General features: G+C 60.2%; 14 protein-coding genes. 3 read left to right on the top strand and 11 right to left on the bottom strand.

Features of this window, described 5'->3' with window-relative positions:
* The first annotated feature begins 428 nt into the window (after positions 1 to 428).
* Entirely contained in the window at positions 429 to 1,127 is a 699-nt protein-coding gene (locus tag ACO6TG_RS09430) for an FkbM family methyltransferase (protein ID WP_422377943.1), read from the top strand.
* Between the two features lie 49 nt (positions 1,128 to 1,176).
* On the opposite strand, the gene ACO6TG_RS09425 is transcribed toward ACO6TG_RS09430, so the two are convergent.
* From ACO6TG_RS09425 to ACO6TG_RS09375, 11 genes are all read right to left on the bottom strand, one after another.
* Positions 1,177 to 2,454 (bottom strand): FCSD flavin-binding domain-containing protein, encoded by a 1,278-nt coding sequence (locus ACO6TG_RS09425; RefSeq protein ID WP_422377942.1) that lies wholly within the window; start codon positions 2,452 to 2,454, stop codon positions 1,177 to 1,179.
* A 51-nt stretch (positions 2,455 to 2,505) separates the two neighbouring features.
* Complete coding sequence (locus tag ACO6TG_RS09420; RefSeq protein ID WP_422378860.1) at positions 2,506 to 3,159, bottom strand: c-type cytochrome; 654 nt, start codon at positions 3,157 to 3,159, stop codon at positions 2,506 to 2,508.
* A 124-nt stretch (positions 3,160 to 3,283) separates the two neighbouring features.
* Positions 3,284 to 4,387 (bottom strand): c-type cytochrome, encoded by a 1,104-nt coding sequence (locus ACO6TG_RS09415; RefSeq protein ID WP_422377941.1) that lies wholly within the window; start codon positions 4,385 to 4,387, stop codon positions 3,284 to 3,286.
* Positions 4,371 to 5,645 (bottom strand): sulfite dehydrogenase, encoded by a 1,275-nt coding sequence (soxC, locus tag ACO6TG_RS09410; protein ID WP_422377940.1) that lies wholly within the window; start codon positions 5,643 to 5,645, stop codon positions 4,371 to 4,373. Before soxC ends, ACO6TG_RS09415 begins: the two co-directional genes overlap by 17 nt.
* A 32-nt stretch (positions 5,646 to 5,677) precedes the next feature.
* Positions 5,678 to 7,372 (bottom strand): thiosulfohydrolase SoxB, encoded by a 1,695-nt coding sequence (gene soxB / locus ACO6TG_RS09405; RefSeq protein ID WP_422377939.1) that lies wholly within the window; start codon positions 7,370 to 7,372, stop codon positions 5,678 to 5,680.
* A gap of 207 nt (positions 7,373 to 7,579) precedes the next feature.
* Complete coding sequence (gene soxA / locus ACO6TG_RS09400) at positions 7,580 to 8,440, bottom strand: sulfur oxidation c-type cytochrome SoxA (protein ID WP_422377938.1); 861 nt, start codon at positions 8,438 to 8,440, stop codon at positions 7,580 to 7,582.
* Between the two features lie 47 nt (positions 8,441 to 8,487).
* Positions 8,488 to 8,817, bottom strand: coding sequence for a thiosulfate oxidation carrier complex protein SoxZ (soxZ, locus tag ACO6TG_RS09395; protein WP_422377937.1), 330 nt, complete (start codon positions 8,815 to 8,817; stop codon positions 8,488 to 8,490).
* Positions 8,818 to 8,847: 30 nt separating this feature from the next.
* Positions 8,848 to 9,297, bottom strand: coding sequence for a thiosulfate oxidation carrier protein SoxY (soxY, locus tag ACO6TG_RS09390; protein WP_422377936.1), 450 nt, complete (start codon positions 9,295 to 9,297; stop codon positions 8,848 to 8,850).
* Between the two features lie 22 nt (positions 9,298 to 9,319).
* On the bottom strand, positions 9,320 to 9,799 hold the full coding sequence (soxX, locus tag ACO6TG_RS09385; RefSeq protein WP_422377935.1) for a sulfur oxidation c-type cytochrome SoxX: 480 nt from the start codon (positions 9,797 to 9,799) through the stop codon (positions 9,320 to 9,322).
* 178 nt (positions 9,800 to 9,977) lie between these two features.
* Complete coding sequence (locus tag ACO6TG_RS09380) at positions 9,978 to 10,571, bottom strand: thioredoxin family protein (RefSeq protein ID WP_422377934.1); 594 nt, start codon at positions 10,569 to 10,571, stop codon at positions 9,978 to 9,980.
* A gap of 20 nt (positions 10,572 to 10,591) precedes the next feature.
* Positions 10,592 to 11,326 carry a cytochrome c biogenesis CcdA family protein gene (locus tag ACO6TG_RS09375; RefSeq protein ID WP_422377933.1) on the bottom strand — a complete coding sequence of 245 codons (735 nt, stop codon included), beginning with the start codon at positions 11,324 to 11,326 and terminating at the stop codon, positions 10,592 to 10,594.
* A 92-nt stretch (positions 11,327 to 11,418) separates the two neighbouring features.
* Here ACO6TG_RS09375 and ACO6TG_RS09370 point away from each other — a divergent pair, with 92 nt between their 5' ends.
* Both ACO6TG_RS09370 and ACO6TG_RS09365 read left to right on the top strand, forming a co-directional pair.
* Positions 11,419 to 11,790, top strand: coding sequence for a transcriptional regulator (locus ACO6TG_RS09370; RefSeq protein ID WP_422377932.1), 372 nt, complete (start codon positions 11,419 to 11,421; stop codon positions 11,788 to 11,790).
* A gap of 93 nt (positions 11,791 to 11,883) precedes the next feature.
* Positions 11,884 to 12,234 (top strand): ArsR/SmtB family transcription factor, encoded by a 351-nt coding sequence (locus ACO6TG_RS09365; protein ID WP_422377931.1) that lies wholly within the window; start codon positions 11,884 to 11,886, stop codon positions 12,232 to 12,234.
* Positions 12,235 to 12,285: the final 51 nt, after the last annotated feature.

Below are 12,285 nucleotides of genomic sequence, written 5' to 3'. Positions count from 1 at the left end.
GTCCTGCCCATCACCGCCTGGTGAGGGGAGATGTTCAGAAAGCTTTCAACAGAATGTCGCGTCATAGTCAGACAGGCAGGAATGCCCGCTCCCGACCAGATGAACTTTGTGCCCTGACAGTATAACCTTCGACAGGCGGTGAGGGAATTGTAACAAGTGCCCCCGCGGATGTGAGCATGTGTTGTGTTTTGAAAAACTGAGTGCTCTGGATGGTGTCGGGCCGATCCAGGGAGAGCTTCTGTCGATGTCTCACACGGATCTGCCGGCCCGTTCTCACACCGCCTCCTTTTTCACAATGCTCCGGATTCCGACGTTTTCAGCCGGGGGTGGTTCACTCGGGCGTTGATTGTCGCTTCAAAAGCGGTCATAGCGGGGGCACGCGGCCGGTCCACGCCGCATCGAATGACGGAACAAAGGTGTTAAAGCGAATGCTCGCGAAATTCGGACGGCGGATTGCCTACAAGATCAGGCGCAAACTTGGCCTCAAGACGATCGTCCTCAACGGCATCAAGCTGACCACCGATCCGCAGGAGGTTCCGCTCGGTGTGCGCAAGCAGCTGCTGCAGAAACAATATGAAGACCAGGAATTTGTGCTGGTACGCGAGGCGCTCTCGCCCGATGACAAGGTGCTGGAGGCCGGCGCCGGCATCGGATTTATCGGCATTGCCTGTGCCAGGATCTGTGGCCAGGACAGTATTCTGTCCTATGAGCCCAATCCGGCGATGAAGCCGGTGATCGAAAAGAACTATGCCTTGAACGGCATGCAGGCAAACCTCAGAAGCAAGGTGCTGTCGACCACGGCGGGCGAGGTCGAGTTCTTCTTTTCCGAAGGTGTTTTGTCCTCCTCCCTGGTCGACCGCAAGCATGGTGGCGCCACCAGGGTCCAGTCGGATGCCATTGCCGACGTGGTCGAAGCCTACGGTCCGACGGCGCTGGTTATCGACGTGGAAGGGGCCGAGATCGATCTGCTGCGCGGCTGCGATCTTGATGGCATCGGAAAAATCATCATCGAGATGCATCCGCACATCGTCGGCGAAGACAAGATCGAGGATCTGGTTGCCTATCTTGCCGGCAAGGGGTTTTCCATCAAGAACCGGCTTGGCAAAAGCTACTATCTCGCAAAGTAACGCGCTGACCGCTGCGGCCGGGAGAGCCGGCCGCAGGGTGATTTCATAATCAGGCGCCGAAAATATCGGCGGTGATGCCGTTGTACCAGCCGACAGATTCCTCATAGGTCGCCTGGCGCAGCGCGGCGTCCTCGCCGGTCTGGGAGATGAATTTCGACGTCGAGGCGATCTTTTCCTCGTTCGGTGCGTATTGGGCACCGACTTTCACGCCGTCATTGGTCTCTATCAGGCTCCAGCAGGTATTGGAGTATTTCGCCGGGAACACCTTTGATCCGGTCAGGTCGCCGCGGATCGCCATGGCCGCAACCTTGGCCTGGCTGTTGGCGGAGAAGCCGGATTTCGGCATGTCACCGGCAATCGAGGCATCGCCAATGACGAAGATGTTCTCGTCGGCCCTGGAGCGCATGGATTTCGGGTCGATCGGACAGAACCCGCTGTCGTTCGCAAGGCCCGTCCTGGTGGCGATCATGCCGGCCTTCTGGGCCGGAATGACATTGACCAGGTCGCCCTTGAACGTGTCAAAATCCGTCTCGACTTCACCGGTCGAAGGATTGACGCTCTTGATGCCGCCATGCACGTCCGGTCCGTACCATTCGATCATGCCCGGATAGTGTTTTTCCCAGCCTTCGGTGAAAAGCGCCTGTTTGGAGAATTTCGGTTTCGGGTCCAGGATCACGATCTTGGAGTCGCTGTAGCCCTTTTCCTTCAGGATATGGGCCATCATGGAGACGCGCTCGTAAGGTCCCGGCGGGCAGCGATAAGGGTTCGGCGGCGCCACCATCACGATCTGCTGACCGTTTTCGATGGCATCCAGCTTGGCCTTCAAAAGCTGAGTCTGCGGGCCGGCCTTCCAGGAGTGAGGCATGATTTCCGCAGCTTCTTCGGAATAACCGGGGACGCTGTCATAGATCAGATCAATGCCGGGCGCGACGAGCAGACGGTCGTAGGGCACTTTCGAGCCGTCGGCCATCACTACGACCTTGGCGTCGCGGTCGACCGCGTCGGCCATGCCATTGACGATGGAGATGCCATAGTTCGAGGCCAGCTTGTCATAGCCATGCGTGATGGAATCGAAATCCCGGTAGCCACCGAGATAGAGATTGGAGAAAAAACAGGTGGTGTAGAGCGGGTTCGCCTCGATCAGCGTGACATCCATGTCGTCGCCGGCATCCTTGGCCATGTAACGGGCGGCCGTGGCCCCGCCGGCCCCGCCACCTATGACAACCGCGCGCGGCTTGCCCTGCGCGCGGGCGTAATAGGGCATTGCCAGGGTGGTGGCACCGGCGCCGAGCAGCAGTCCGAAGCCGCGACGTGACAGATTTGGCATTTCCTTCCTCCCAAACAGGCAGCGCGGCAGGAGGGTTCCGTCAGACCCGCGTCATTGCGGATCGAGAGAGCCGAAGTAAGCCGCAAGTGCTGCGATTTCCTCGTTGCCGAGATTGACGGTCATGTTCTGCATGACCTGATGTGACCGGACATTGGTCTTGTAATCGAACAGGGCCCGTATAAAGGGCTCCTTGGGCCAGCCGATGATCGACGGAATGCCGTCGGCACGGCCGGAGATCTGGTGGCAGGTGACACATTCGCTGGAGAGATATTCGCCATATTCCGGATCGCCTTCAAGTTGCATCGCAACCGAGCCGATTTCCGGCCGGTCACCGTTTGCCTTCGTCGGGTCCTCCGCCGGTGCTTCCTGCGACAGGGCCTTCAGATAGGCGATCACATCCGTGCGGTCGCGGCTATCGCCCATGCCCAGATAGGACATGCGCGTGCCGGGCACGTAGGCGCGCGGTTTTTCCAGATACTGATCCAGTGTGAACTCGTTCCAGACGAGACCTTCCGCGCCGAGTTTCTTCATGGCGCTTGAATATTTGAAACCCTCAATGGTGCCTGCCGTGCGCTCGAACAGGCCGTCAAGATGCGGCCCCACACCATTGCGTGCACCGGCCCCGATCTGGTGGCACGCCTTGCAGGCCTTGTAGACCTGCTCGCCGCGCTCCGGATCTCCCTCCTGGGCTCCGGCGGGAAGCACAAGCAGCAAACTTACCGCAGCCCCACCCGCAAGCCTACTGCGCCAGCGGTTTGCCCCTCCAGACAACCGGTGCGCGTTTGCTTTTGCGTTTGCTCCGTCCATTGCGGGGCCTCCCAACCCGGTCTCAGTCGACCCCTCCAACGCCGGCGGCCGCATCGTCATCCACCGAGCCCGGGGTGACGTCCAGAATACGGGCCCGCATGGTGATTTCGACGGCGTCCGGTTTGCAATCCGTCATGCATGGTTCACCCTGGCTGGCGTAATGTGTCTCGTCCGGGCGATCGTCGGCGGTGAAGTTTGCCTCATTCGGCAACCGCATTTCCAGGAAGTTCTCGTTGGAGAGCTCGAAGTCCTCGTCATCGACAATGTCGTTCAGATAAAGGAGATAGGCGGTGATGGCATAGACGTCGTCATCGGAGAGTGAGCGTGCATTGCCATAGGGCATGGCTCTTCGGACGTAGTCATAGACCGTCGACAGATAAGGCCAGTAGGAGCCTATCGTCTTCTCCGGGCGTTCCTCGGTCAGCGTATCGTGACCGCCAGCCAGAACCGGCCAGCGGCCGACTCCCTCGCCGAAATCGCCATGGCAGACGGCGCAATTGTCGGTGTAAAGCGGTTCGCCCTCGGCAACCGTACCGGAGCCGACCGGCAGGCCCTGACCATCCGGGCGGATGTCGATGTCCCAGGCGGCGATCTCGTCGGCCGTGGCCTTTCGGCCGAGGCCAAGGACACCTCCGTCCCGGGTCGTGGAAACAGGGGTTGCCGCTGGTGCTGCGGCGGCCGTCCGGGTGTCGCCTTCCGCAGGAGGTTCGGCAGAGCTTTGCTCTTCACCAGAAGGGGCGGCGCTGGAGAAGGTCGCCAGATAGGCGATCACATTGTCCAGGTCTTCCTGTTTCCTCAGACCGGCAAAGGCCATCTTGGTGCCCTTGATCATGGCCTTGGGCTTTTCCAGATAGGTGGCCATCGTGGTTGCGTCCCAGACCAGGCCTTCCTCTCCGGCCTTGACCATGGCCTTGGAATATTTGTAGCCCTCAAGCCCGCCGGCTGTCCGGCCGAACAGTTCGTTCAATTGCGGGCCAACCTTGTTCTTCGCGCCGTCTCCGACCGCATGGCAGGCGGCGCATTTCTTGAAGACCTTTTTGCCTTTGTCGGCATCGCCTGCCAGGGCCAGGCCAGGAAGGGCGGCCAGCGCGGTACCAAGGAACAGTGCTTTAAGAAACTTCGACATTTTCCACCGTTCCGTCTGCTTTGACATGCCAGGTCTGGATGCCGTTGTTGTGGTAGATCGAGTTTTCGCCGCGGGCGGCCCGCAATTCGTTCTTGGTCGGCTGGTAAAAGCCGTTCTCGTCCATGGCGCGGGACTGGATCAAAAGGTCGGATCCGTCCCAGTCGATGTCGAGATAGAAACGGTGCAGGGCCTTGGGCAGGCTCGGGCCATCAAGACGCGCGGTCTTCCAGTTGCGGCCGCCGTCGAGCGACACGTCGACGCGGGTGATGCGGCCGTTGCCGGACCAGGCAACGCCAGAAATCACCATCGGCCCCTTGCCGTGAGCGACGGGCGCTTGCGGGCTCGGACTGGTGATGACGGATTTGGCATCCATGACCCAGGTGAAGCGCCGTGCCTTGCCGGTCTCCAGGAGGTCGGTGTATTTGGAGGTCTCTTCCCGCTGGTGCCAGGGCTCGTCGCCAACCTCGATGCGGCGCAGCCACTTGACCCACATGTTGCCTTCCCAGCCGGGCACAACAAGGCGCAGCGGATAGCCCTGCTCGGGGCGCAGGGCCTCGCCGTTCATCTTGAAGGCCACCAGGCAGTCATCAAGCGCCTTTTCCATCGGGATGGAGCGCGTCATGGCCGACGCGTCGGCGCCTTCGGGCATGACCCACTTGGCGCTGGTCTTGATGCCCGCTTCTTCCAGGATCAGCTTCAGCGGCACGCCGGTATACATGACGCAGTGAACCATGCCGTGGGTGTACTGGCAGCCGTTCAGCTGTGAACCGCGCCATTCCATGCCGGAATTGGCGGCACATTCCAGGAAGTAAACCCGGTTCTCGCGCGGGAACCGTTTCAAATCCTCCATGGTGAAAACCAGGGGCGTGTCGACGAGGCCGTTGATCATCAGCCGGTGGTCGGCCGGGTTGATTTCGGCAATGCCGCCGTGATGGCGCTCGAAACAGAGACCGTTGGGTGTGATGATGCCGTCGAGCTCGTGCAGAGGGGTAAAGTTGACCGAGCTTTCGGTCGAAGCCGTCAGCCATTCCACATCGCGCCGTACGACATGAGCCTCGAATTCCGACGGCGTGCCATAGGGGCGGGCCTGAACGCCGTCACCGAGATAGCGGTTCCAGTCCTGGATCTCGGTAATCAGCGGATCACCCGCGGCCTTCGCCGCTCCGGCGGACCCGGCAACGGCGCCGGCCGCAAGACCGGCCTTGAGAAGAGACCTGCGGGAGAGGGATTGGGGCTTGGAACCCTTGGTATCACTCATGGGTGTGTCCTTAGGATTTCACGTTATTCAAGTCAGCCGGCCAGCTTGACGGACTGGTTGTCCGGCAGCTTCACAACTGGGTTTTTCAGGATGTAGCTCTCGACGACTTCGTCGATGGGCGGGCCTTCTGTTTCTTCATTGACCGAGGCCCAGCCGGTGACGACATAGTCTTTTGCGGGGTCAATGGTCTCGCCCGTTGCCAGCAGCGTCATGCCGGAAATGCGGGAGCCGATATCGGCATTGGGGTCGATCGTGTAGCCCATGCCGCCGACGCGCACCATGTCGCCGCCCTGCTGGTAATAGGGGTCCTTGTTGAAGAGGTTGTCGCCGACATCTTCCAGGATGTCCTTCAGCATCTGGCCGCTCATGGAGGAGCGATAGGCGGCCGGGTAGGTCATCGCGCAGGCGTTGTGCAGGTCCTCGAAGGTGATGTCCTGGCCCGGCAGCAGCGAGGTGCCCCATCTGAAACCCGGAGACAGCGCGATCTGGGCGTCGCGCTCTGAAAGCAGCGCCTGGCAGATCAGGTCGTCGAACGTGCCGTTGAAATTGCCACGCCGGTAGAGAAGGCTCTCGGTCCTGCCGAGCACGCGGGCAAGATCGGCCTCATAGGGCGCGCGCACCTCGTCGATCAGCCCGGTCATGTCGGCGTCCGGCGTGATGACTTCGGAGAAGATCGGGATCAGGCGGTAGGCATAGCCTGAGACCTTGCCGTCCTGCACATCCAGATCCACCCGCGAGACGAACTTGCCGTTGGAGCCGGAGGCTATCACCAGCGTGTCGTTGACGATCACCGGTTCGGGCAGGGCGTCATGGGTGTGGCCGGTCAGGATGACGTCAATGCCGTCGACGCGGGAAGCCAGCTTGCGGTCGACGTCGAAGCCGTTATGGGAGAGCAGCACCACCACGTCGGCGCCTTCGCCGCGGGCTTCCTCGACATGGGTGGCGATGTCTTCCTCGCGGATGCCGAAGGACCAGCCGGGGATCATCCAGCGCGGATTGGCGATCGGCGTATAGGGGAAGGCCTGGCCGATCACCGCGACTCTGGAACCGCCGCGCTCGAACATCTTCCAGGCGTCGAAGGCCGGTTCGTCCCATTCATTGTCATAGATGTTGGAGCCCAGAAAGGCGAAGGGCAGTTCTTCGATCAACTCGTTGACCCGGTCCGTGCCATAGGTGAATTCCCAGTGCCCTGTCATGGCATCCGGTTCGAGGGCGTTCATCACCGTGACCATGTCCTGGCCAAGCGTCTTGTTGGAGGTGTAGCTGCCCTGCCAGGTGTCACCGCCGTCCAGGAGGAGGCAATTGTCTGCACCGCGCTCGGCCCGGATGCGCTTGATGACGGTGGCGACGCGGTCCATGCCGCCCATCCTGCCGTAGGTCCTGGCCAGAGACACGAAGTCTTCAGACGTCAGGGCATAGGCATCAGGCGTGCCCGGCTGGATGTTGTAGAGTTTCAGGAAATCAGCACCTGTCACATGCGGCGGTTTGCCGGTGACATCGCCAATGCCGAGATTGATGGACGGCTCGCGGAAATAGAGCGGCTTCAACTGGGCGTGGATGTCGGTGATGTGGATCAGCGTCAGCTGGCCCGTCGGTTCCATCGCCAGCAGCTGGTCTTCGGTCAGCGTCTGCTGCGCCATCAGCCGCGACCAGGACCCGGCCATGCCGGAGCCCAAAAGGGCGCTTGTCGCGGTTGCCGCCATCAGGAACTCACGTCTTGAGAACATTCCCGGTCACTCCACTCCGTTCAAGGCACGCCGCTCCGAGATTTTGACCGGAGCGTTTCGGGTGCCGTTCATAAGGCACAGTAAACCCGTTGGCGCACAGTTGGCCGCGCGCCTCCATGTCTGGAAGTCGGGTTTGTTGTTTCGTTGCCGCTCTTGCGGCGAAAGTCCGGCGCGGCGGCTGCGGCCGCGCCGGAAGGGTGCTGTCCGTTACTGACGCACCGAAGGTGTTTCGACGCTGAGGCCGGTGCCACGCCAGGCAAGATAGAGTTCCAGCGCGGTGAATTCATCGGAGCCGCGTTTGAATGCGACGGCGCGGATGTTTTCCATACATCCCTTGAAGCGGCGATGCAGCGAGCCGAGGCCCTGCCACTTCAGGCGATAGGTCGGAAAGCCGTTGGCCTGACCCTGGCTGAGATGATCTGCGCGGATCATGTTGCCCCAATTGTCCTCGTGGCAGTTGGCGCAGGCCATGTTGAGCTGACCGACACGCGTGTAATAGAGGTCCTTGCCCTTGTTGAACCACTCCTCTGCCGGTCCGTCGACCTTGACATTGACCGGCATGCCGCGGGACTGGACGCCGATAAAGGCGGTCATGGCCAGCATTTCCGGGCTTTCCCATTTCCAGGGCTCCGCGCCCTGATGTTCTTCCCTCGACCAGTTGATGTGGTCTTCCAGGGTCAACAGGGTGCCTTTGCCTTCATGCCATTTCGGCATGGCGGCGCGCAGGCCCTTCATGCTTTCAGAGGCGTCGCCGTGACAGGACGCACAGGATTTTTCAGACGACCCTTCGGCGGTCTCCCAAAGCTCTGCGCCATAGTCCACGGCGACAAAAGCCGGGTTGTCGAAATCATCCATCTGCAGCGCCTGGGTTTCCTTCGAACGGAAACGCCAGCCGGACAGGATTTCATCCAGCGGATGGCCCTCCGGCGCGGCGACCTTGGTGACGATGTCCTGGCCCTCAATGGTCAGTTCCGCGTTCTCGTCTGCAAAGGGCTGGTTGGCTGCAACCGTTATCAGCAGGGTCGCGGCCGTTATCGAAGCCGCAGTCCGGCCAAATCTTGTTTTCATTGTCAAATCGTCTCCTCCCGATTTGCGTGATCCGGCGTGTCTCGGACCTATTCGACCGAAATCTTCTTCTCCGTCTCGTAGACGCTGCCGTCATCGTCCACCCAGATAAACTTGAAGGTTCCCGGCTCGTTCACCTTCGCACTGAACTCCATGTAGGGGTTCGCGGAAACGGCCGGATCGAGGTCGCAGCTGAAGACGACCTGTCCGTTGAACTCACAGGTGAACTTGTTGATGATCTTGCGCGGGATCAGTTCGCCGGTCTTCTTGTCCTTGCGCTGACCGGACTCCATCGGGTGACTGATCAGGGTCTTGATCGTGATGACTTCACCCTGTGCAGCCTTCTTGGGCACTTTTACGCGGGGTTTTGGCTTGGCCATGGTAGTTTCCTCGTATCCGGATCGTGTCGCTTAGCCGCCGCAGCCGCCGATTGTGACCTTGACTTCCTTGCGGTCGATGAAGGTCGAGCCGTCATTCATCTTCGCAACGGCAATGACATTCTGTGTCTTGGCCAGGCGGATGCGTGTCTTGGCTTCGGCCGCCCCGCTCATAGCCGTGAAGTGGAACGTGGCAACTGCGGGGTTCGGGTTGCCGTCCGCCAGGATGAGTACGGATTCGACATAGTTGTCGGCGGTCATCGGGCTGTCGACCGATACGCCGACCGGAACCGTGTTGCCGTTTTCAGCGATTTCCGGCGTGTCGAGCGAGACGCTGCCCTCGGCCGGGGTTGCGCCGCCGGTGAAGGCCTTGATCGCGGCTTCGGTGTCGTCTGTTGCCGCAAGGGACACCTGCGGATGGAATGCCAGGACCGTGGCGGCACCCGCCGTCAGCCCGAACAAGTGGCGTCGTGTGATGTTCATTTGCTGCTCCTTGAACCCGGGATCAGTTTTCTTTCAGCGTCTGGAGGTAGGCGATCACGTCTTCCACCTCCTGCGCGCTCAGGATGGTCTTTCCGGTGAATTTGTCGGCCACGCGGGCGCCGGCCTTTGTCGTGTAGAAGCCCGGCATGATGGTCTGCTCGCCGAAAACGTCCTTCGAATTGACGATGATCGCGCGCAGCTGCGCTTCGCTCCACCGATCGGCAACACCGTCCAGCGGGGGGCCGACTTCGCCGTGAAACAGCAGCTCGTCCAGTTCGGCGTTGACGTGACAGGCGAGGCAGTTGCCCTTCTTCCTGTCCGCAAAGGTTTCTCGTCCTGCAACGGCATCGCCCGGCGTGCCTGTCAGCGACTGTTTCAGCTCCATGTCCTCGATCGGCACGCTGTCCGGTGCCACCGTCCCGGCTGTCGCCACCGATGCGGCCATGAGAGCCAGACCGGCCAGTGCGGCCGGCAAGACTTTGAATGTCGCGCCCTTGGTCATTGTGTCGGCTTTCCTCCTCAGTGCGAAACGTCCGGCTTGATACCGTTTTCCGTTTCTGCGGCAGGTGCGAATCCCCAGCCTGCCTGGTCTCCTCATATTAAAAGATATGATTTTTTGCATATGTTATGCAATAGGCCTTTTTGCGAAGGCTGCTTCAGACCCGGATTTTGATCAACCTTCAGTCTTCGGCAAGGCGGCCCTGTTCCCGTAACTCATTGATTATGCGGGCATGATATTTCTGGAAATGCTCGTCTCCCTCGTAGCCCTTTTCCTGGACCCAGCGGAACATGTTCAAAAAAGTCCACTTGCCGAAGGATCCCGGCATGGTGGCAACGGCCGCCTTTGCCGCCGTCGTGTCCGCCGGGACGTCCTCTGGCAGGAAGACGAGGGTCGGCGTGAAAACATAGCCCCACTTGCGGGCCGCGGTCTTCTCGGTCAGCTCCTCTCCGTCCAGGTCAATGACTTCCTCGTCGCCGAACATGTTGTACTGGACGACCATGAAATGGTCCTTGATGTAGTCGGCGACCTCCGGGTCGGAGAGGATCCTTTCGTGCATCTGGCGGCAATAGATGCAACCGCGCTGTTCAAACACGATGACCAGTCGTTTGCCCTCATCGGCGGCTGTCTGGATGTCTTCCGCCATGTCCTTGAAGGTGATGGTGAACCAGTCCTGCTTGTGAAGACCGTCCTCGCCGACGGTGGCGGCCAGGCCCGGCAGACAAGACGCAATCACAAGGCAAAGAGCTGTGATCGGAACTGTGAGACTGCGCATGTCAAATCCTCCCAAAAGTGTCAGCCGATCTGCGAAAAGATCGGGAAAGTGTCCAGCAGCCAGAGGGCGATGGCCGACATCTGTCCGGTGACGAACAGCAGACCAGTCAGAACCAGCAGGGCTCCCATGATTTTTTCCACCGTGCCCATATGCTTGCGAAAACGCCCGGCAAATTTCAGGAACTGGCTTGCAAAAGCGGCGGCCAGGATAAAGGGCAGACCGATGCCGAGCGCATAGACCGCCAGGAGGCCGGCACCGCTCCAGATCGTGTCCGAGGAACCGGCAACAAACAGGATCGAGGCGAGCACCGGACCGACGCAGGGTGTCCAGCCGAACGCAAAGGCAAGACCCATGAGAAACGCGCCGATCAGCCCCGCCGGTTTGCTCTCCACATGTATGCGGGCTTCGCGGAACAGCAGCCCGATCCGGAACACGCCAAGAAAATGCAGGCCCATCAGGATGATGATGCCGCCGGCGACATAGGTGAGAATGTCGTAATACCGTGCGATCGACTGCCCGATGACGCTTGCTGTTGCGCCAAGGGCCACGAAAACAACGGAAAACCCGAGCACAAAGGCGATTGCGGCCAGCACGACACGCCGGCCGGTTTCCGCCGTGGCAGCGTCGCCCTTCAGCTCGTCAACACTGACGCCGGCAAGGTAACACAGGTAAGGCGGCACGATTGGCAAAACGCAGGGCGAGACGAAGGACAACAGCCCCGCCAGAAAGGCGGCGCCCAGAGTAACATCGAGCAATTCGCTCCTCCCTGTGAATCTCGAGCTTGGGTTGCTTTAAAATATTCAAAAGTTCCTATATATTGCAATCATAGAAATTCGGAGTTGGCGTGATGCTTCGTAAAAACACGGTTTTTCAGGCGGTTATCGCGATGCTCGGCCTGTTGTGGATACTGCCGGCAACGGCGGCAGAGCTGATCATGGTGGAGCAGCCCGGCTGCAGCTGGTGCCAGCGCTGGAACGAGGAAATCGGGGTCGCCTATCCGAAAACCGAAGAAGGCAAGGCTGCACCGCTGCGGCGGGTCGACATCACGGAAGGTTGGCCCGAAGATCTGGAAGGCGTGCCCAGAGAGCGGCTGACACCGACTTTCATCCTCGTGTCGGACGGGAAGGAGATCGACCGGCTTCGGGGGTATCCGGGCGAGCATTTTTTCTGGCCACTTTTGTCGGCAATGCTTGAAAAGCTGCCGGCCAAGGTCAATTGAGAATGGTAATCCGGTTAAAAACATCGGACATGCGCCGGGAAACATGTGTAGTGTGCGACGCACAAGGCTGAAGAATAGGGATATCAGGCTTTCATGAACCTGCCGGTCTTCTCAAAGGACATGGACCCAAAGGATCTCGACCTGCTGATGCAGCAGGCGCGCAAGGCCAGCGACCTGCTCAAGGCCCTGTCCCATGAAGTGCGCCTCGTTATTCTTTGCCTGTTGTCGGAAGGCGAGAAGTCGGTCTCCGAACTGGAAGAGATCCTGACCATGCCGCAGGCTGCCGTTTCGCAGCAGCTGGCACGGCTGCGACTGGAAGGGCTGGTTCAGTCCCGGCGCGAAGGGCGCATGATCTATTATCGTCTCATGGACGACGAAGTCAGTTCGATCATCGCCAGCCTCTACGAATTATTCTGCAAGGACGTGCGATCATCAGACGCCTGATGCGCTGCAGCACCCTCCAGGATTGCTGCCGAAATCGCTGCCTGTTACGCT

The sequence above is a fragment of the Roseibium sp. genome (assembly GCF_965233565.1).
GTDB lineage: Bacteria > Pseudomonadota > Alphaproteobacteria > Rhizobiales > Stappiaceae > Roseibium.
Note: the sequence above shows the minus strand (reverse complement) of the source record. Positions and strands in the feature narration are given on the sequence as shown.

Coding starts and splice junctions, on each gene's coding strand:
- ACO6TG_RS09415 (WP_422377941.1), bottom strand. CDS start 4,387: ATGTCGAAGTTTCTTAAAGCACTGTTCCTTGGTACCGCGCTGGCCGCC.
- soxX (WP_422377935.1), bottom strand. CDS start 9,799: ATGACCAAGGGCGCGACATTCAAAGTCTTGCCGGCCGCACTGGCCGGT.
- soxY (WP_422377936.1), bottom strand. CDS start 9,297: ATGAACATCACACGACGCCACTTGTTCGGGCTGACGGCGGGTGCCGCC.
- ACO6TG_RS09430 (WP_422377943.1), top strand. CDS start 429: ATGCTCGCGAAATTCGGACGGCGGATTGCCTACAAGATCAGGCGCAAA.
- soxC (WP_422377940.1), bottom strand. CDS start 5,645: ATGAGTGATACCAAGGGTTCCAAGCCCCAATCCCTCTCCCGCAGGTCT.
- soxZ (WP_422377937.1), bottom strand. CDS start 8,817: ATGGCCAAGCCAAAACCCCGCGTAAAAGTGCCCAAGAAGGCTGCACAG.
- ACO6TG_RS09365 (WP_422377931.1), top strand. CDS start 11,884: ATGAACCTGCCGGTCTTCTCAAAGGACATGGACCCAAAGGATCTCGAC.
- ACO6TG_RS09380 (WP_422377934.1), bottom strand. CDS start 10,571: ATGCGCAGTCTCACAGTTCCGATCACAGCTCTTTGCCTTGTGATTGCG.
- soxA (WP_422377938.1), bottom strand. CDS start 8,440: ATGAAAACAAGATTTGGCCGGACTGCGGCTTCGATAACGGCCGCGACC.
- soxB (WP_422377939.1), bottom strand. CDS start 7,372: ATGTTCTCAAGACGTGAGTTCCTGATGGCGGCAACCGCGACAAGCGCC.
- ACO6TG_RS09370 (WP_422377932.1), top strand. CDS start 11,419: ATGCTTCGTAAAAACACGGTTTTTCAGGCGGTTATCGCGATGCTCGGC.
- ACO6TG_RS09425 (WP_422377942.1), bottom strand. CDS start 2,454: ATGCCAAATCTGTCACGTCGCGGCTTCGGACTGCTGCTCGGCGCCGGT.